This window comes from Vibrio sp. SS-MA-C1-2, assembly GCF_021513135.1.
In the GTDB taxonomy this organism is placed as follows: Bacteria; Pseudomonadota; Gammaproteobacteria; order Enterobacterales; family Vibrionaceae.
This window is the reverse complement of record NZ_CP090981.1, coordinates 1673023-1694028: the sequence shown is the minus strand read 5'-3', so window position 1 is coordinate 1694028 and position 21006 is coordinate 1673023. Positions and strand designations below refer to the sequence as shown.

Genomic DNA, 21006 nt, shown 5'->3' with positions numbered 1-21006 from the left:
ATAATTGGAACTGTTAGTCGGCAATAAATAAAAACCTGAAAGTATGCTAGATGATTGGGGCAAATACATGACCGACACAATCTAGCAGCTTCAAGTCTAAAGCGTATACCCCATTATTGTTAAGCTCGTAATCCAGCGGCAATACGCGTTGGATTTAATAACAAATCAATAGCATCAATAACAGAGAGACAATATAAGTCAGCACTCTCAATCGCCTTAACAGAGAGACCTTCTTTTGAATTTACGGCTATACCTACTTTTGCTGCTTGTAACATGAAAATATCGTTTAAGCCATTTCCTACCGTGACGGTGGTATCCAAATCTAAATGGCGAATGGCTTCTAGTTTTTCACGACCAACCATTTTACCTTCTAAACAGATTAATGATAAAGGTAATCCTTTTAACTCATCCGTTGCACTGCTAAAGGTATCTGCCGTTAATACATGAATATCGACAAGATGAGAAAGTTCAACCAGTTTATCTTCTACCGAATCAATCAGTTTTCCATCAACGGCTAACGTCCCATTAAAATCAAAAACAACATGCTCGATTGTCATCGTTTCATTAGGTAGTGTTATTGTTATCATTATACGTTACCCCATACTTAACTTTAATTAAGTGAACTTTTTATTTTAAAAATAGACTATAGAAATTATATTCTATGAAGGGCATTTATCTTTCTTTATATAGTCAAACATATATTCCATTTATGAGGGTTAACAAGTCAACTTAAATAAACACCATCAAACCATCTGATAATTATAATAAATATAATTCGATAAAGTTAAATATCAAATTCGCAGCTTATTTTTTTCACCGCGATAATAATATCTTTTTGTTCAGAGAATAATTCTTCTGGATAACCCACTTGTATCGACATATTACGAACGCCTTCAACACTCTTATCGTATGACTCGTGAGTGTGACCAGATAAAAATAGCGCCACATTTAACTCAGCTAATTCAATAAAAAAGTCATTGCTGTCACTACAAAAATAATACCCAAGCCCCTCGATATCAAATTTAGAATTAGCTAATTGATGCGATTGGGGAAAATGACTTAAACCGATCTTAATTCCTGCCTCACTTTGATTAAAATGGTTAACCATTGATTGTTGGTATTCCAAATTTAAAATTGGAAGATCAGAAGGTTTCAGTAACCTATCTCGGTAATGAATAAGCTTGAAGTCATCAATCGCCGTACTCAAGTTTTGTTTACTTTCTTCATCAAACCCTTTTAAATTTGACCAACCTATACCACCTGCAACACAAACTTTACCATCAAACAGTTCAACCGAACTATTTTCAATAAAGTGTAGGTTATCACACAGCTGATTCCAGCCATGAATATTCTGAAGGTAATCGTCATATGACAAAGTGTACAGTTCATGATTTCCTGCTATTGCAACAAACGTTTTATCTGGGAACTGATTCGCTGTTCGACTTAACGCTTCCATCATGTCATAACCGGTAGAAATATCACCGGTAAAAATAACTAAATTAGCTTCGTCATGAATAAGTTCAGAAATATCAATATGAGAAAATTCTTCGTGTATATCGGATAGATGTTGTAATTTTAATTTCATTATTACCTTAATGGGAGTTTATTATTTATACCCTTCTTACTTGAAGTTGCTAGGTTGTTGGCTACGCTCATTTGCCGTCGACTAACAACACCAATTATTTCAGATATACATAGTATAAGATAAAAGGCTAAATTTACTTGCTTTGCAATTGTAAACTCTATTTTTAATAAAGAGCATAAATATCAGTGAATTATAACAACAACTAAAAAGCCACCCCATATTGGAGTGGCTTCTATAAATTCGATTGCCAGTACCTGGCTAACTTTTCAATCTAAAACAGTCGCAACTTTACCATAAGTAGAGATAAGCTTGCCATTTTCAGCGCTTGTCCAGCACTTTACATTTTTATTCACAAGGTCAACGCTAGAATCACACTCTAAATGATCCACAATGCCAATTTCACCACAAGAAAGAATAACGACAGTTTCCATACTTAAACCTTTACCAAAGAATAATCACGACTAATATTTTCAATTTAGTACAGTTTTTCTGTAAAACAATAAAATCAATAAATAAATTGTTATTTTATTGTTAAATTATAAAAAAAGGCTAAAATACCTATTACCCTCTATTTTTTAATGGTTTATTTGCTTTTCTAGTAAAAGGAGTTTACATGAAAATAACAGACCAAGCGTTAACGACTCAACAAAACATTACGCAAGTCGAACTTAATGAACGTCTAAGTTTATTTGATTTGAGTAACAGTGATATAGATAAGTTAAGACGCTACAGTACGATTGTCACTCACCAAGTCGATACCATCATTGATCTTTTCTATGAGAAGCAGACACAAATCCCAGATATCGAAAATTTAATTGGTGATTTAGGTACACTTCGACGTTTAAAGTCGGCTATCCGTCAATACATTATTGAAATATTCACAGCAGAAATTGACCTTGATTATGTTGAAAGTCGTTTACGAATTGGCCTTGTTCATAAACGGATCGGCGTCGAACCTAAATTCTTTCTTTCTGCGGTCTATTACCTGCAATTAAATATCAATAAAGCGATCAGTGATCAAATTGAAGATAAAAGCATTGTTGAAGAGATTACGGGTATTTTAAATCGTTTGATTGAGTTTGATGTCTCATATATTTTTGACACTTATATAAAATCCATTATGAATGAGATTCAAATTGAGAAAGATCGCTCCGTTAAACACGCTGAAAATTTAGAAGCAAAAATTAAGCGTAAAACTGAACGCTACAAAGAACTCTCTCTGATTGATCCTTTAACTCAAGTTTATAATAAACGTGCATTTAATGAATTGGCAAAAGAAACATTTATTGAAGCAGAGCATTTAGGTGAATCTCTATCGTTAATCTATATCGATATTGATAAATTTAAACAAACAAATGATCAGTTAGGTCATGATGAAGGTGACAACGTACTGATTGTGCTTGCTGACTCATTAAGAAAAGTTTCTCGTCGAGATGACCTTATTTTTAGACTTGGTGGTGATGAGTTTGCGGTGATCTTAAATAACAGTAATACAAAGAATGTCTTAGAAAGTTATATACCTCGATTAATGACCAAAATTGAATCAACTGGTAAACCACTTTCAATCAGTTTAGGGCATTATCAAGTCGGCCCTGATGAATACTTAGCCCCAGCACAGGCGTTAAAACTAGCCGATCAAGAGATGTATAAAGTAAAGCGGAGTCGTACAACAGAGGGGAATGAAACCGAATTAATTAACAGAGAGAAAACACCCTATACCTAAAATAATTGGCGTTGCTAGTAAACGGCAAGTGAATGAGGCCTCATGAGTGTAGGTGTACTACATGATTGGGGCGAATGCGTGTAGCCAACAACCTAGCGACTTCAAGTATGAAGAGGATAATCCTCTTGAGTATTAGTCATGAATAAAGCCGCTACCCTATTTTTCTTTTTAGTTAAAAATAAATTAGCGGCTGACAGACCAAGAGCTCAATTAATCAAACATTTACTTGAGCTGTCGATAATTTTTTATATAATCGTTAATATCTGCACAGCTTTTCACATCCGCAGAATCATCATGTCGATTTAAATGAATAATACAAATATCGGTATTATTGTTATAAAAACGTCTAACATTGTCTAAATTATACATTTGATCATCAATAACTGCCTCAATCTTTCCATGTCGACTTTCTATTCCTGCAAAGTATTCCGTTTTATCTACATCATAATCAATACAGATCACTTCTGAAAACATATTTGGAAAAAAGGCTTGTAAATTACGCATTCGATTCGAATAGTGCTGCTGAGTACTACCAAAACTTGTTAACGCCACCAGCTTGTAATCTCTCGCTAATTTATGGATCTCATCGATGGCATCTGGATACCCCGTTAAATGACGACCAAATGCACTCAAGTTATAGGCATAAGCAAACTCTTGTGCAATTTTTTTATTGCTAGTACTGAATAACTCAGTCAATACAATATGAGTCGGCGCATTATAATGCTGTAAAATTGGAATGGGATTAATCCCATTATCTAAAGCAAAAAATGGTAAGTTTGACTCCCACTTTAACAACACTCCATCAACATCACAAACAATGACTTTTTTATCTTCCATTCGTTAATCTCATTTTTATTATTCTCTCGTTAATTTTAGTCATAATTATTAGGGATTTACAAAGCCTTTCATTAATTTAACTCTAAACTTAATAAACCTGTCTGCACACTTCATATAAAACCAATCCATATTTGCGCAATCAGGAGCATAAATAACTGTTTAAATTCAATGAATTAAATGAAAAAAAATCAAGTTATTGTTATTCAGATCACAGTATTAAATAATAATTAATAATCCCCTCCTTAACACTCCATTGACAATGGTAACCTTGCCATTACTATTAACAAGGATGAAACATATGACTTACAAAAAACTTCTTGCAGTCGCTATTTTTTCTACACTGCCTTTTACTGCAAATGCAGATCAATACCAAGATACTTATACAAGCTATATTGAGCAAGATCCGACAATCACTGCAAATTTATACCCTGAAATTGATGTAGACCTCTTTAGCCCTTATTTCCTATCAACTCCTAGGGATACTTTCACTACTTATAAAGAGATGGTGAAGTTTATGACAAGAATCGCAGAAGACAATGACTGGGCTGAATTGAATTACCTTGGTAAATCAGGAGAAGGTAAAAAAATACCTTATTTGACTCTTAGCAATAATGAAGGTAAAAATAAAAAAGTTCGCGCTTGGCTACAAGGAGCTATTCATGGAAATGAACCATCAAGCAATGAAGCCCTATTAGCGCTACTTGGTAATCTTGAACAAGACCAAAAAGGTACTTCAAAATTACTCAGCAACATGGATATCATCGTCATACCTGTGATCAATGCAGATGGTGTCGAATACTTTCAAAGAAGAAATAGTCGCAGCTTAGACCTCAACCGTGATCACTTAAAGATGGCATCCGATGAAACATTACAAGTAAAACAGCTATTCACAGAGTTTAATCCTCATGTGGTCGCAGATAGCCACGAATATGGACCTGGAAGTTATACATTATCTAAATTTGGTGATGAAGGTTACGAAAAATATTATGATGTACTTGTTGCAAGTGCACGTAACCCTAATATTGACTCAGCCATTCGCGATCTATCAAATGGGCCCTTCTTAAAAGATATGCAAAAATCGATGGATAAGTATGATATTAGTCATGAAATTTATTCAACTTATGGCTCTGGCGACAATGGTTATGTCAAAGTAACCGAGGCTGGGACTTCAGCAATTATCGGTCGAAATCAAGCGGGTTTAACCAATACTATTACCTACTTATTCGAAACTCGTGGTATTGGGCTTGGAGATCAACACTTCCAACGTCGAGTTGTTTCAATGTTAAAGCTAAATGAATCATTTCTTGCTTCAACAATGAAAAATAGAAACAAAATTTTAAAAACAATTGAAAAAGCTGAAAATGAAACGATTTATGAAGGCCTAACGGCTTCTAATAATATTATATTAAAAACTGAATCGCCTATTGAGTATAAAGACTACACTTTTGTAGATCTTGCGAATAAAAGTACCGTAACAATGGAGGTTGAATATCATTCTACAACGGATGTAACATCAACCTTAGAAGTAACTCGCCCTTACGCTTATATCCTGCCACCAGCTTATGGCGATATTATTGAAAAGCTAGAAGCGCTTGGTATTGAAGTGACTAAAACGACGGGTAAGATGACAAAATTAGTCGAAGCTTACAATATTACTGAAAGTTCACCAAGCTCAAGCCTATATGAAGGTGTTTTCAGAAATTATATTACAGGCATTGAACCGGTAATGCGTGAAATTACCTTCCCTAAAGGTACTTATATCATCTCAATGGCACAACCTAATGCTGACCTAGCAGCCATAACACTAGAGCCAGAATCTACAGACTCTTATGCTACATTTGGTTTAATCCCTGTTTCTTCGGGTGATCAATATCCAGTATTTAGAGATGTAGGCTATTAAGTCGTCTTCATGAGAAATTCACTATAAACCGAAAGTAAGGGTAATGACAGTTTACACATTATCATTACCCTTACTTAAACAAACAGTGAAATATTAAAAAAATCAATCTTTCAGCTTGATTTCTAAAAAAACTGTACTAGCTTTAAATTAAGCTATTGAAACATTTTATATTTTTACATATGGACGTGTCACTGAACTCGATCAGTGTTAGTTTCGCCCTGTTCCATATGATAAAGAGAAAATTATGTTTACAGAAAAAGAATTTATAGGTTGCACCCGCACTGGTAATGAAATCCTTATCTGTTTTAATACAGTAACTCCCCTAACGTTTAAATCTGATATATCTAAGCTTATCGTCAAAGAAAACGTCGTATTAACTAACGATGATAAATGTTATCTCATTAAAGGCGATGGTTGGTCTTTTTATGTTAGCGACCTCTGTCTACTCTTAATGCAAGAGCAAGTGTTAATCCCTACTGTATGTTATGCATAACTTTTTTATTCTATTTTTGGCGATCTTATTTGGTCGCCATATAATAAGATCGCCCTCGCATCATTGCCATTTTTAGACAAAATCCAGATTAAATAATCGTTGCCAATTCTGCAACAATAAATATCATCTGTATTAAAAATGCTGACTCCGTTGTAGTGAAGGCTAACATCCCAGCCAGATAATCTTAAATTAACCACAACAAATCTATTATTTCTTATCAAACTAGCGTTTTAGATCAAGTTGCGACAAAGATCCATTAGAATTGGTCGATATTTATAGGTATTCTATTATCTGGTGTAAACCGAACACTACCTTCATTTCTCATTAATTGAATTTTAGCAAGTTGCTTATAAATAATGTAATAACGACGGATATTAGCGACATATTTTACAGGTTCACTACTCACATGTTGCCGAGTAACCACTTCTACGTTCTTAAACCAAACGTTAGGATCATAACCTTTTCTCTTTGCTAAATTTCTCATTTTCCTTATTTTTGCAGGGCCCGCATTATAAGATGCTAGAGTAAAGTAAATTTGATCATCAGGTGATATTTTTTCATTATTAAAATATCGATTCTTTATAAACCGCATATACTTGATACCTGCATGGATATTGTTACTCACCCTATGAATATCTTTAATATTGACATTCTTATCTCTTGCTGTGCTAGGAAGTACCTGCATCACCCCTATCGCTCCTTTATGCGACACCTTACTTTGGTCTAAACCTGACTCCTGAAAGCCTTGAGCAGACATCATCCGATGGTCAAACTCATACTCTTTTGAGTAATGTATGAAAATTTCAGTTAAGGAGGCTAGCTTTTCTATTTTTTGGGGATCGAGAGCTTGGCTCAACCAGCGAGTATTATCTATATATTTTTTGTAAATGATATTACCCAGTAACGTACCTGCTTGTGCCTTTTTAATGTATTTATTAACTTCTTTTTCAAGTTGAGGCGTATTTTTACGTATCGCCCAAGCAATTTCACCCCCAGTTCGTAATGGAAAATCATCATGTACTTGTATATTTTCCATCACATTAAGCCATAAATTAGCTTTGTGACTATCCAGCACAGTACCGCTAATGTAGCCTAGGTTAACCATCTCAATTAACTCATAATCTTGCAAGCTCTCGTCAATGAAACGGATAAAAACAGGTGCTAACCCCTTTTTGTCTAACTTTTGATTAATGCGTTGTAGACTCTCAAAATAACTTGAACTAGCTCGTACCCAAAGTTCTTTACCACTAAGTTGCTCTAATGAAGTTATTGGTGCTTGACCAGATGAAGTAATAATCAATTCTTGAGTGTTTTTTATCATCGGATCGCTAAAGTCAACTAGCTTTAACCTTGATTTTGTAATCGTTAAATTAGCAACGGCTATATCACCGTAACCAGACTGTAATGAAGGCAGCAGATCATCTCGTTGTACTGGGATAACCTGAACAATGATCGATTTATGTGTTTTTCTCAGGTTTTTTTCAAAATGATAGAGCATTTCAGCCACGATCCCTTTCGGTCGACCTCTCTCTATGTAATAAAAACCAAGGTCGGCAGAAACAAGTACTCGGATACTCCCACGCTGTTTAAGCTTATCTAAATCACCTATATAAGATTTATTTTTTAGTGGCGATAACTCAAGGGCGAGAGATAGCGAGGAGAAAAAACTCAATACCATAATTAATAAAAATTTATTCACACATAACTCCTTGTTGGCATTTTATTAATTATTTTTCTAATATAGTTTGCATTTATTAAATAAAATTCTTAGTAATGTCTCGTTCTCAGTATAGTTGAAGATATGGATACCATGAGCCAACAGAAACAAAAATATAAAATGATTAAAATGACTTAAGCAAGTCAATTAATCACTAAAAATAGAAGTCACAGTCGATCTCTTTAATTCTCCTTATTATTGAACACACTTTACTGAGGTGATATTAACCTCTTCATAACCAGATATACCTTTATCTTTGCTAAAAAAACGTCTCTTCCACCATCAAGTACAAAACACAACAACAAATATAACTTATTAATATTTATATATAATATGTCTCAACTTCAATAAATCATAGTGATCAAAAACCAAGCAATTTAATGCAACCAATGTAATAAGCAGAATTGTGACACATCAATTGTATAGTCAACTAAACATCTAGTATTTTTCATCCACACATTTAGGTATTAGTAATCTTTTGGAGAAAAATAATGCTAAATAAGAGCGCAATTTTAGTCAGACAAGATGTGGATTCACCAGAAGAGGCCATTCGTTGTGTGGGTGAATTAATGGTAAAAAATGGTTTAGTCGAACCCAAGTATATCGACGGGATGCTTAATATATTCCATGAATTAGGCCCTTATTGGGTGCTCACTCCAGGGCTTGCGATGCCTCACGCTCGTCCCGAAGATGGTGCCAAAAAGTCTGGTTTCGCACTTATCACTTTAGATAAACCGTTAATTTTTGGTCACGATGAGCATGATCCCGTCACCATTGTTATAGGTATGTCAGCAACCGATTCAGAACAACATATAAAAAACATTCAATTATTAGCCACGCTGTTAAGTGACAGAACAAGACTCGATGGGATTGCCAATTCAAGCTCAATAAATGACGTTCTTAAACTCATCAATGAATAAAAAAAGGGAATCAATAATGAAAATTTTAACTGTTTGCGGATTAGGCATGGGGACTTCACTTATTTTGAGTATGAATGTCACCGATGTATTAAAAAAAGAGTTTGGGATTACCGATGTCAAAGTCGAACATATGGACGTCTCATCAGCAAAATCAATCCCTGCCGATTTAATTATTACTAACTCAGAGTTAATCGGTAATTTGAAAGATGCCCATTGCCCCGTTGTTGAAGTTAATGACTACGTCAACCACGAAGAAATAAAAGAATCATTACTCAAATCAGGATTATTTAATTAAAGGAGCATGACTATGTTAGACATTATCAAGTGGATAACGGTAAATATATTTGGAGAGGCTTCAATCTTAATCGGCTTAATTGTTTGCTTAGGTTTGGTGCTACAAAAAAAGAGTGTCTCTGATACGGTAACCGGAACTTTAAAAGGTATTTTAGGGTTTTTAATTATTGGTGCAGGTGCTGGAATCATCGTCCAAGCATTACTGGCTTTCCAACCGATTTGGACTGAAGTCTTTGGTCTAAAACAGATGACATTAGATCAAATTATTGGACAAGAGAGTTTCATTGCTCAATATGGTTCATCGGTCACCCTTGCAATGGCAATTGGTTTTGCTATTAATCTACTTTTGGCTCGCTTTACCCCTTGGAAATATGTCTATTTAACAGGGCATATGATGTTTTGGACCACCATGATATTTGCAGGGATTGCAGTCAATGTTGCCCCTGATGTTTCAGCGTTTAAATTAACGACTTTTCTTGCCATATTAATGGGCTTGTATTGGACAGCTCAGCCAGCAATAACCCAACCCTTTATGAGAAAAGTGACTGGAAATGACAATATCGCATTAGGTCATACCTCCGCATCGGTCGCTATTATTGGTGCACTCAGTGGCAAATTATTTGCAAAAAACAAAATTGACTCAGCAGATATTAAAGTCCCAGAAAACCTCGGATTTTTAAGAGATTCCAATGTCGTCACCGCCTTAACAATGCTACTGCTATTTTTTATCGGGACGTTTATTATTCAAATCAAAGGTGGGGAAAAAGCGCAAGAGATATTAAGTGCTTCCGGCGATCTCAGTTTCTACGTCTACTCTTTAAAACAATCTCTCCTCTTCACTGGAGGTATCGCTGTTGTTCTATTAGGTGTTCGTATGTTTATTGGTGAGATGGTTCCAGCATTTAAAGGGATCTCAGATAAATTAGTGCCTAATGCTAAACCTGCACTAGATTGTCCATTGGTGTTTAATTATTCACAAAATGGGGTTGTCATCGGCTTTGTTGGCGCATTTATTGGTTCATTAATTTGGTTGACAGTAATTGGTAACACCACCGGATATGTTTTTGTTCCATCAATGATCGTACTCTTCTTTCATGCAGGTACAGCTGGCGTTTTTGGTAATAGTACGGGAGGAGCAAAAGGTGCATTGTTAGCTGGGTTTATTACCTCAACCATTGTCGCTTGGGGACAGTACTTCTGTGTCACCTATTTAATTGATAGTACGATTCCAGATACGGCATTATGGGCAGCGGATTCTGACATGTTTATTCTTGCGCCAATTGTCGATTTATTAGCAGGTCTACTTCTTTAACTCACTAATCTTTAATCTATCAATATGGAGGAGGATATTTTCTATTCACTTTGTTACTCATATCAGATTTAATGCTAACCACATGATCTTTGTCATTGGTATAACAACAAATATAAATAGAATCAATATCCTCAATAACGATGTCTGAAGCCATTAATCTATACTTAAAACAAATAAGCTCAAAATTACAGCTAATTAAAAACAACCACTCTCAATACTCTGACGTCGCCTGTAAGGTGGTCGATGCTATTGAAAATGGAAATTCCATATATGTTTTTGGAGCAAGTCATGCTGGTATTATCACTGAAGAGCTCACCTATCGTGCAGGTGGATTAGCCATTTTTAACCCGATATTCAATCCTTCTTTGATGGTAAATATTACCCCCATTACCTTAACCTCTGATCTAGAAAAGCTTCCCAACTTTGGCAAGAAGATCATTGAATCATCGAAATTAAAACAAGGCGATATTTTATTTATTCATTCCGTTTCAGGAAGAAATCACGTCATCATTGATGCCGCAATAACAGCAAAATCATTAGGTGCCACGATTATTGGATTAACTAGCGTCGATACCAATAATAGAGTCACTTCAAAACACCCAAGCGGCCATTTATTAATCGATATTGTTGATTTTGTTTTAGATAATTATGTCGATTATGGTGATGCTTGTACCTCAATTTCTGGCGTTAAGCAATCTGTCGCACCTCTTTCCACGGTATTAGGCACCACCATTGCAAATAGTCTCGTATTAGCGATTACAGAACAATTTGTTGCGAGAGGGATTGCACCACCCGTCCTAGCTAGTGCAAACTTAGATGGTAATGCTGAAATCAACAGACAAATCTTCGAAAAGTACCAACAACAAATACATTATTTATAAGGAATCTAATGCCTAATAAGCTTCCCCTCTATTTAACAATCCGTAATGAGTTAGAACAACGAATATTACACTCGGTTTATCAAGAAAAAATTGAGGGGGAACTGACATTAGCCAGTGAATTTGGTGTCGCTAGAGGGACGATAAAACAAGCCGTTGACTCTTTAGTTCGTGATGGACTATTAGAAAAAAAACAAGGGAAAGGAACATTTATCAATCGTGAACAATTTGATAAAAAAATTAATGATTTTCCTGATTCACTTTCCTTTATGACCGCTAGTCATCCAATTTCGTGTCAAATCATGTCGATTATTCCCACCAATGCCAATTATGAACAAGCTGAAAAGCTTAATCTTCATGTTGGCTCACCACTATTCAAAGTTGACCGACGATACCAACAAAATGAAAAAATTATTGGATTTTTAGAATCTTACCTAGACAGTAATCTATTTCCTGATATTTCAACCATGCATTGCAATATGTCCCTTTATGAGCAACTAAGAACTTTTTATGGTATCACTGCCGTCGAAATTAAAGAGGACTATCAATTCTTATTGCCAACCGAAATAGAGCGGATCATTTTAGGTATTTCAGATCTCTCAGAGGTGATAATGAAAATAAATCGGGTCTCTTATAATCACAGCGGGAAAGTGGTTGATTACTCCAACATGTTAATCAAAAACAATCAATTAAGTGTGAATCTAAAATTAGATGCGTTACAGCAAGGTGAAAATAATAATCTGATTGCCAACATTCACTTTTAACTGTCAACGATCATTTAACAACAGCCCTTATTCTCTGGTAAGAAAACTATACCCTTCTTACTTGAAGTTGTGAGGTTATTGGCTACGTTTGTTCGTCGACTAGCAACGCTAATTATTTGCAATTTCATAACAATAATTAATAAGAGAGGTCTGATAAATATGACGCAAAGTTTAGAATCGAAGCAGAAATAATCAACTGTTCTAAGTTACCTCCCCTCTTCAATAGGAAAATCACATATAGTGCACTTGTCTATTCATCTAGTCATCTGTCACTGTCACTGTCACTGTCATCAATCATGAGTGACTGAGCATGGATAACTGAATATACCTAAAGTAATTGATGTTGCTAGTAGGTGAACGAATGTCGCTATGACGATGATAAACCTAGCCCAGAAACTTCAAGTAAAAAGGGAATAGTGACGAATAGACCTATTTTTTGTTTAGTTAGGAGAAGTAATAATGAATATAAAATATCCAAATATCGTGTTCATGTTAAGCTTAATTACTCCTTTGCCGCACAATCAACAGAGTGGCAACTTGTTGAACATGAAACATTTGATCGTCCCTTTACCACTGAAAATGCTGATTGGTTAGAAGATAAAGGAGGGGAAACCAGTTCTTGGTATATCGATGATTTTGATGACTTCGGTAAAGTGTGGAATAAGATTAGCGATCCGCAATTTACTAAAAACATGGGTTCAATGAAAATATTTCGTCAACGTGTCGTTTTCTCTGATAATGGCTGGTTAACCGCCGAAGTTGCAGCTCAAGATAAAGATGCCGATGGTAAACCAGACTCAAAACCAAAAGCCCATACCGTAAAACTTGCCAATGGAGAAAGTGGTTTAAAGTTGGATGAACCAAGTTGGGACTCTGGCGTCATCATTCGACCAACCAAACCCCTACCGGCTCAGTATCGCGTAGAAATGACGTTACGTAAAATTGATTTTGGTGGTAAACGTAATGGCAGTTTTGAGTATGAAGACAAATTCAACGGCTACTCAAAACCTTCTGACTGTAAAACCAACTTTCCTTGGACATTTAAAGGCTCCCCAGAAGATAAAACCCGTTGTGCAAGTCATAATGTCACCCAAGAAAATGGATTCTATTACTTAACGATTCTTGACCATGCTAATCCATCACCTCAAGGAAATCCGGGAATTCATTTACGTCGAAAAGTCGTTGTTGATGGCTACTTTTCTGATGCAGAGTGGTCTCAAGACAATGGGGTTTGTAACCCTAAAACCGGTGAGATATACGGTATTCAAGACTCTACTTTTAATGGAGTTAACGCCATATTTGTCCTAGGGAATAAGTTCCGTAAAGCTCCGTTTAATGAGTATTTCTTTAGAACGGCTTGTGGCGACTATCGGGGCGATGAACAATGGGGGACTGATAATAAGTACACAGATATATTAACCAGTGCCGAGTTACAACCCGAACTTCTACCCGAAAAAAGTTACACCTTTGCGGTAGAGCGTGATGAAGGTGGTTACACGATTGAAATGACAGGGCCATTTCGCCATGTTGGTCAAACGACATTACGTTATCACCATAAATTCATCGAAGAAGATCGACCAATTTGGCATTATAACCAGACAGCAGAAGAGTATGACGGGCAATTCAATGGTGAATTAACACATAATGGTTATGCAGCTAAACATATTCAAAAGAATATATGGCCAAAGGGCTCAGCTTATCCTGATACCTTTATTATTGGTGATCCTCATTTAAACTTCTATGAAGGCAGTGCAATTATTGATGATATTAAGTTGTTCGTGAAATCAGAAGATAATAAATAGTCATTTAATCAAACGGTATGCGATATTTATTATGAATGAGCTTCATTTATGATGAGTTTGTTTATTAAGTTAAATTGGGATTATTATCTTTTTGATAGAATCACTTTAAGCTATCCTAAACGAAAAAAGCCCTTGAATCATCAAGGGCTTTTTTGCTGTATGTGGCGGAGAGATAGGGATTTGAACCCTAGAAGGGCTACAAACCCTTGCCGGTTTTCAAGACCGGTGCTTTCGACCACTCAGCCATCTCTCCGCAGAACACGGCGAATAATACGGACTGTTCTTAACGCTGTAAACCTTTTTTTCTATTTTCAGACTGTTTGTTCAAGTTAGCGTCGTTTTGTTGATTTTATCGGCTTTTTCACCATAATTTCACGATAAATGATTAAAGTTAAATATCCACTGATTAAACATCCACTTATTAAAAGAGTTTACCGATTCCCTATCGCATTTCTACTCAAATTCTTAGATGAAAAACCCAAACAAACTTAATCGTTGTCGTTAAAATAGTTTTAACGGTATCACCACAAATTAGATTAGAAAAACTAATCTGAAATAATATTTTTTTCTCTTTAAAAAAAATAGAGGATATCTATAATAGCCAACATTGAAACGGGGAAGCTAATCTCTCCAACAAAAAACAAATCAATTTACCCTTTAATATCAAATAAATAGGCACAAAAATGGCAAAGCGCATCTTATCTAAAATTACTCGTACTTATCAGCGTTCTTTTGTTGAGCTATACAAGCGTGACAATAAGTAATATTTAGCCTATTTGAAACCTGTTTTTCATTAGCAAACGCTTTATTTGTTAATGAAAGCAGGTTTTTTTATATTTGCAATTTAAAGAGAGAAAGCTAACTGCCCTATATTCAAAGCAGAAAAGAGCTGTTGAGCTAAAAAAGAGTGATCTGATCTGAGATAATCTCATCAAAGGATTTATCGAGAAAAACTAAAATAGAATCAGCAACGGGCTTAAGCTGCTTATCTATGTAGTGTTGGTAATCAATTTGAGATTGCTGATATTCTTTGGGTTCCACACCATTAATCGTTAATACATATTCAATCACACCGTGATTTTGATACTGTAATTGTCGGCCTAACTTGGCATTAAACTCATCAGCAAGTCTTGCCGCACGGACTTGTGGTGGAACATTCTTTTGGTATTCGCTTAACTTGCGTCGTAAACGCTTTCGATAAATTAGCTGTTGGTCATAAATTCCTTGTTTTGTATCATTAACAAATCGTCTAATATACTCATCAACTGGCTTATCATGAAAAATTTGATCATAAAGCTCCTTTTGAAAGGTTTTCGCTAATGCAGTCCAGTCGGTTCGTACCGTTTCTAACCCTTTAAATACCGCTTTTTCTACTCCATTTTGCCAAATTAACCCCGCATAACGCTTTTTACTTCCTTGTTCTTGGTTACGAATGGTTGGCATAAAAAATTTATGATAGTGGGTTTCATACTCGATCTCTAAGGCCGATTCTCGTTGATAGTTCTGTTGCAGATGTTTTTGCCACCAGTGATTAATATAATTTGCTAATTCACAACCGATTTTGTTGGCTTGTTCTGGTGTTTTTGCCGATTTAAGCCAAACGAATGTAGAATCAGTATCGCCATAAATCACCTGATATCCTTTATCTTCTATCAACGCTTTGGTCACTTTCATTATCTCATGACCACGCATCGTAATACTGGATGCTAAGCGATGATCGAAAAATCGACAGCCAGATGAACCCAGTACGCCATAAAATGAGTTCATAATAATCTTTATTGCATGAGAAAATGCACTGTTGTTCTCTTTTTTAGCAACATCTCTCGCTGCCCAAAGTTTTTCGATCATTGCAGGTAAAAAGTGTTTAGTTCGATGAAAAACACCCCCTCGATACCCTGTCACTACATCAGCTTGTTCGCCTTGCTGTTCCTGCAATTGTAAACCTTCAATTAAACCCATGGGATCAATACAGAAAGAGCGAATAATAGCGGGGTAAAGCGATTTAAAATCCAAAACTAAAACAGAATCATAAAGCCCTGGCATAGATTCCATTACGTAGCCACCCGGACTCGCAATCCAATTTTCACTTTCTAAGTTAGGTGCAACATAGCCTGCTCGATGAAGCTGAGGCAGATAAAGGTGAGTAAATGCGGCAACTGAACCGCCATTTTTATCAAGTTCTAAGCCAGTTAAATTCACTCGCTCTATCGCAAAAGCAAGCAGATCAGTTTTTGCGAAGATCTCTTCAACTAATCGACAATCTTGAAAATTATAATAGGCGAGAGAAGGCTTATCTTGTTGAAATTTTCGGTTAATTTCCGCCATTCTATCGTGAGGGTTATCAATGGCTTTTCCTTTATTTAACAGCTCTTGAGAGACGGACTCCAACGACCATGAAGCAAAGTGATAACTGGCATTTTTTAAAGTATCAATACCATCTAACACCACACGGCCTGCAATAGATATATATCCGCGATGACTTCCTTCTCGAAAGTAAGGTTTCTCACTACCGCGACCAATTTTAAATGTTAATCCGTGCCAAGCAGCACGTTTTAATAAGAGTCGAAAATCAAAATCCACCACATTCCAACCAATAATGACATCCGGATCAAAATGATGAAACCACTGCTCAAGCCTGATTAATAAGGCTTTTTCATCTATTACCCACTCTATCGTAAATTCTGAGGGTGAATAATCTGGATGTAATGCTTTATCTCCGACCATAATGACTCGATTATCAACGTTAGATGCTAATCCTACCGAATACAGCACCCCCTTTTCTGAACACTCTAAGTCCAAAGAAACCATCAATAAGTTAGGATGATAAGGCTGTTCAACGGCTTTTGCTTGTGCTTGATAAACGGCTGTATAACCCTGCTTTTTTTGATACTGACCATTAAACGTGATCCCGCCTCGAATAAATCGCTCCATCATAAAGCGATCGGTTAGTCGAATATCTGCTTCAAAATAAGGAATATTTAAAGTATCAAAAAGCTTTAAGGCATAATTAAACTTCTGATGCGTTTTAAAATAACAAACTGCAATTTTCTGATGATTAAAGGTTTTTAATTTTAAAGGGGAAGTATCAACATCAATATCCAATGCCGTAATACGATTTAGATCTTCTTGATGTATAAAACAAAGTGGACGTTGATCATTAATAATCAATTGATGAGGTTGATTATCTGTTTTTACCCATAGGACAAGCTCATGATGATCACCGCGATCTCGACTGTGTCGCGTTAATACAAATCCGTGATGTTGATGAGGCAAGTTATCTCCTATACCTAAAATAATTGGAGTTGCTAGTAGGCGGCAAATGAGTGAAGCCCCATGAGTATAGGTGTACTATATGATTGAGGCAAACGAGTGCAGCCAACAACCTAGTGCCTTCAAGTATGAAAGGTATATTAGGCAAAATCAATTAATACTATTTTAGAATCCATGATCGCAGTATAGATTGATACGGTTATACTGTAAAAATTGTCTATTGTTGTATAAAATAGCAAACAACTTTACTTAAAAAAGAGAATCCACATGGACAATGAACAGCTTCTATCTGTTGATGATGTTATTGATACTGCCTACGATATTTTTTTAGAGATGGCACCTGATAACTTAGAGCCTGCTGATGTGATCTTATTTACCGCACAATTTGATGACCGCGGTGCCGCAGAAATGGTTGAAGTCAATAATGATTGGGAACAACATGTTGGCTTTGAGGTTGACAAAGACCTATTTGGTGAAGTCCGTATTGGCTTAGTTAATGAAGAAAATGATGTTCTAGACGATGTCTTTGCTCGTCTGTTAATTAGCCGTGAAACTGACAAGAAATACTGCCATGTTTTATGGAAACGAGATTAAAAATAACTTAATCGACTATTGATATAACGCCTATACCTAAAAAAATGAAGCAGTTAATTGGCTACAAATCAATGCAGCCAACAACCTAGCGACTTCAAGTATGAAGGGTATAGGCTATATGATTGGGTAGAATAAATGCAGTCAACAACCTATCAATTTTGAATATAAAAGATATACCCACAATATGATTTCATTTAATTAGAGTGACTAAAATCTACATCTATTTTTTGAATTTGCTTCACTAATTCTGCTAGTTTTCGATATGAGATGTTACCACTCCAGTAAGATGCTGGGATCCCTGAAAATTTTTCATAATACTTTGTATCAATTTTCATTTGTAAAGTTGCAATACTATCCAAGTCAATATCATGATAATACTTCGGAATTGAGAGCACTTCAGGTTTAGTGTTTGCATAACGAATTAATTCAAGGTTATTACCCGTATTATCTATCGGTAATAATGCAGGAGTTTGTTCACTTCCAAATTTAAAGTTTCGTTTTAACAGAAATTGTTTATTGGGCACATACTCTTCAGAGTTCCACCAAGTGCCATCGACAGCTGACATCACAGCTTTTGATTGAGACTTATCTACCGCACCTAATTGCTTTAATATACCATTAATATAAAGTGTCATATTACGGTTATATTGGTCTTTGCTTAAGATATCATTTTCTAATATCAAGTGAAGCGCAATTTTCGCGCCCAACATATTAGAATATAAATCTTCTAATGAAAATGCTGACTCTTCTTCTGACCACCCAGGAAAGATACCATAACCCACCCATTGTGCTATTTCATGAGTTTCTGCTTTAAAGTATGACACGCGTGCGGAAATATAAGCCGCAATAATCCATTTATCTTTATCTGATAGCGGTTCAACATCAAAAGGTTTCATTTCAACATATCGCTTACCTATTTCTCCAGGTAATTTGATCGTATGTTCACGACCAAGATGTGCTAATACTTCAAAAAATAATCCCATCGTATCATCCGCACTGTCTCTTAAGTGAGCAAGATCAATAAAGCCCCCTTTTTGAGTATAAATTAAACCATTATTCTCACTACCAGAGCGGCCTGTTGACGAGTTTATACCTAAAGTATATGAATAGACTCCGCCCGCAAAAGTATGAGGTCCAATCCCCTCAAGTTCAACGATATTGTTCAGTTTAAACCAAGGAATCGGTATTGATGCAACAGCAACTTTTTGCTGATCACCAAAAATACAACATGGACGGGTATTTTGCGGAACGATCAATTTAGGCATCAAGGTAGGATTAATATAATAAGATCTCTCTACGGCCCCCTTATTATCGAGAACAGCTTCAATTTCATGATGACTAGGTTCTGTTGATGCATCCCAGCTATCTACGGATGTACATCCAATTAAAGTAACCAATAATGATGCAGAAATTGATAATTTAATAGTGGCTTTGGAGAGCATTGACCTATTCTCAGTAAATAATTAAGAATAAATAGGATAGCCAATAAAATAAATTTAACTTGATGAAAAGAAATAATGTTGATCAACAATAATCTAATTAACAACATAACTTAAATATCAATAAAAACGACATCTTCTTGATAAACCACAATTAGTAACGATAATACGTTGATATAAATCAAGAAAAGAATAGAAAAAAAACAAAAATATCTAAAACAAGATTCATATCACAATTAATCCGATTTATAACTCATTTTATTTTCTCACCTTAGACAATGTAACCATCTCGACCTATACTCTGCCACAGTTTATAGGTACTTCTTGATACCTAATTAAATATAACACTTAATACCCAGTAATGAGGATCTAATGACAATAAAAAAACGTACCATTGCACTCATCGCCGTAATCGGTATCGCAGTTGGTTGGATAACGCTAGGAGGTACTGCATATGTCATGGAGAAAACTTCTAGTACTGAATTTTGTATCTCTTGCCACACTATGACTACCCCTTATGAAGAGTATCAAGGTTCTATCCACTTTAGTAATGCCAAAGGTATTCGTGCTGAATGTTCAGATTGTCACGTACCAACCGATCCTATCGGCTTTATCGTAACTAAATTAAAAGCAACCAAAGATATCTATCACGAATTTGTGACCGGTAAAATCGACACCGAAGAGAAATACGAAGCGCATCGTTTAGAGATGGCTGAAAGTGTTTGGGCTCAATTAAAAGCTAATGATTCAGCGACTTGTCGTTCTTGTCACACATTTGATGCGATGGATACTTATGAGCAGTCAAAAGATGCGGCGAAAATGCACCAATATGGTCAAGAAAACAATCAAACATGTATCGATTGTCATAAAGGTGTTGCTCACTTCCCACCTGAGTTAGAGATGGATTCATCTGCGTTTGATCACTTAATTGATCTAACAAAGTCAGCTGATCCAAAAGCAACGACAGTTTATCCAGTTCAACCAACACCAATGGGTGATTTAGGTACCATTAATCCTGCAACAAAACTAAAAGTGACTAACGTTGAAGGTGATAAGCGCCAAATTGAAATTGATGGTTATCAAATGGCAGGAGCTGAACAAGTTATTTATCTCGATAAAGGTAAGCGAGCAATCATTGCAAGCTTAACTGAAAAAGGAACGAAAGCCGTTAAACAAGGTGAAGAGTCTACCGATGATTACGGTAATAAATGGCGCCCTGTCACTTTAACTGCCGATATCGATACCCCGGTATTATCTGACCTAGAGCCTTTATGGGAATATGCAGAGCAATTAGACACCGTTTATTGTTCAACGTGTCACGCGAAAATCCATGCAAATCACTTTACTGTCAATGCATGGCCATCAGTAGCAAAAGGTATGGGTGCCCGTACCGATATCTCAGATTTAGATTTAGAAATTTTAACTAAGTTCTTCCAGTATCACGCGAAAGACGCAAAAAAATAATAAATAAATTAGGA

The 21006-nt window shown here is 35.7% G+C and carries 18 protein-coding genes and 1 tRNA gene; 11 read left to right on the top strand and 8 right to left on the bottom strand.

The annotated features are described in order from the left end of the window. Positions 1-119: 119 nt before the first annotated feature. The 3 genes from L0B53_RS12190 to L0B53_RS12180 form a co-directional block, all read right to left on the bottom strand. On the bottom strand, positions 120-587 hold the full coding sequence (locus L0B53_RS12190; protein WP_235059883.1) for an HAD family hydrolase: 468 nt from the start codon (positions 585-587) through the stop codon (positions 120-122). A 197-nt stretch (positions 588-784) separates the two neighbouring features. Beyond that, positions 785-1585 carry a metallophosphoesterase gene (locus L0B53_RS12185; protein ID WP_235059882.1) on the bottom strand — a complete coding sequence of 267 codons (801 nt, stop codon included), beginning with the start codon at positions 1583-1585 and terminating at the stop codon, positions 785-787. 266 nt (positions 1586-1851) lie between these two features. After that, positions 1852-2016 carry a hypothetical protein gene (locus L0B53_RS12180; RefSeq protein ID WP_235059881.1) on the bottom strand — a complete coding sequence of 55 codons (165 nt, stop codon included), beginning with the start codon at positions 2014-2016 and terminating at the stop codon, positions 1852-1854. 182 nt (positions 2017-2198) lie between these two features. Between L0B53_RS12180 and L0B53_RS12175 the strand changes: the two genes are divergently transcribed. Beyond that, positions 2199-3308: a GGDEF domain-containing protein gene (locus tag L0B53_RS12175; RefSeq protein ID WP_235059880.1), complete on the top strand. Its 1110-nt coding sequence runs from the start codon at positions 2199-2201 to the stop codon at positions 3306-3308. 222 nt (positions 3309-3530) lie between these two features. Here the strand turns inward: L0B53_RS12175 and L0B53_RS12170 are convergent, their stop codons facing one another. Beyond that, a complete protein-coding gene (locus L0B53_RS12170) occupies positions 3531-4145 on the bottom strand; it encodes a hypothetical protein (RefSeq protein WP_235059879.1) in 615 nt (204 codons plus the stop codon). Positions 4146-4443: 298 nt separating this feature from the next. Here L0B53_RS12170 and L0B53_RS12165 point away from each other — a divergent pair, with 298 nt between their 5' ends. Further along, complete coding sequence (locus L0B53_RS12165; RefSeq protein ID WP_235059878.1) at positions 4444-6045, top strand: M14 family metallocarboxypeptidase; 1602 nt, start codon at positions 4444-4446, stop codon at positions 6043-6045. Between the two features lie 244 nt (positions 6046-6289). Beyond that, positions 6290-6538, top strand: a complete 249-nt coding sequence (locus tag L0B53_RS12160; protein ID WP_235059877.1) for a hypothetical protein — start codon at positions 6290-6292, stop codon at positions 6536-6538. 256 nt (positions 6539-6794) lie between these two features. Here the strand turns inward: L0B53_RS12160 and L0B53_RS12155 are convergent, their stop codons facing one another. After that, a complete protein-coding gene (locus L0B53_RS12155) occupies positions 6795-8216 on the bottom strand; it encodes a lytic transglycosylase F (RefSeq protein ID WP_311197320.1) in 1422 nt (473 codons plus the stop codon). 530 nt (positions 8217-8746) lie between these two features. Between L0B53_RS12155 and L0B53_RS12150 the strand changes: the two genes are divergently transcribed. From L0B53_RS12150 to L0B53_RS12125, 6 genes are all read left to right on the top strand, one after another. Further along, positions 8747-9175, top strand: a complete 429-nt coding sequence (locus L0B53_RS12150) for a PTS sugar transporter subunit IIA (protein WP_235059876.1) — start codon at positions 8747-8749, stop codon at positions 9173-9175. A gap of 16 nt (positions 9176-9191) precedes the next feature. Beyond that, positions 9192-9470 (top strand): PTS sugar transporter subunit IIB, encoded by a 279-nt coding sequence (locus L0B53_RS12145; protein WP_235059875.1) that lies wholly within the window; start codon positions 9192-9194, stop codon positions 9468-9470. Positions 9471-9482: 12 nt separating this feature from the next. Next, positions 9483-10781 carry a PTS ascorbate transporter subunit IIC gene (locus tag L0B53_RS12140; RefSeq protein ID WP_235059874.1) on the top strand — a complete coding sequence of 433 codons (1299 nt, stop codon included), beginning with the start codon at positions 9483-9485 and terminating at the stop codon, positions 10779-10781. 140 nt (positions 10782-10921) lie between these two features. After that, positions 10922-11662: a sugar isomerase domain-containing protein gene (locus tag L0B53_RS12135; RefSeq protein ID WP_235059873.1), complete on the top strand. Its 741-nt coding sequence runs from the start codon at positions 10922-10924 to the stop codon at positions 11660-11662. 8 nt (positions 11663-11670) lie between these two features. Then, a complete protein-coding gene (locus L0B53_RS12130; RefSeq protein ID WP_235059872.1) occupies positions 11671-12423 on the top strand; it encodes a GntR family transcriptional regulator in 753 nt (250 codons plus the stop codon). A 353-nt stretch (positions 12424-12776) separates the two neighbouring features. Continuing rightward, a complete protein-coding gene (locus L0B53_RS12125) occupies positions 12777-14225 on the top strand; it encodes a hypothetical protein (RefSeq protein WP_235059871.1) in 1449 nt (482 codons plus the stop codon). A 162-nt stretch (positions 14226-14387) separates the two neighbouring features. Here L0B53_RS12125 and L0B53_RS12120 read toward each other — a convergent pair. Both L0B53_RS12120 and L0B53_RS12115 read right to left on the bottom strand, forming a co-directional pair. After that, positions 14388-14478, bottom strand: a tRNA-Ser gene (locus L0B53_RS12120). Positions 14479-15122: 644 nt separating this feature from the next. Continuing rightward, positions 15123-17498 (bottom strand): DNA polymerase II, encoded by a 2376-nt coding sequence (locus tag L0B53_RS12115; protein ID WP_235059870.1) that lies wholly within the window; start codon positions 17496-17498, stop codon positions 15123-15125. 264 nt (positions 17499-17762) lie between these two features. Between L0B53_RS12115 and L0B53_RS12110 the strand changes: the two genes are divergently transcribed. After that, positions 17763-18089 carry an HI1450 family dsDNA-mimic protein gene (locus tag L0B53_RS12110; protein ID WP_235059869.1) on the top strand — a complete coding sequence of 109 codons (327 nt, stop codon included), beginning with the start codon at positions 17763-17765 and terminating at the stop codon, positions 18087-18089. Between the two features lie 194 nt (positions 18090-18283). On the opposite strand, the gene L0B53_RS12105 is transcribed toward L0B53_RS12110, so the two are convergent. Beyond that, on the bottom strand, positions 18284-19531 hold the full coding sequence (locus L0B53_RS12105; protein ID WP_235059868.1) for a DUF4056 domain-containing protein: 1248 nt from the start codon (positions 19529-19531) through the stop codon (positions 18284-18286). A gap of 369 nt (positions 19532-19900) precedes the next feature. Between L0B53_RS12105 and L0B53_RS12100 the strand changes: the two genes are divergently transcribed. After that, positions 19901-20992: a NapC/NirT family cytochrome c gene (locus L0B53_RS12100; RefSeq protein WP_235059867.1), complete on the top strand. Its 1092-nt coding sequence runs from the start codon at positions 19901-19903 to the stop codon at positions 20990-20992. Positions 20993-21006 lie beyond the last annotated feature (14 nt).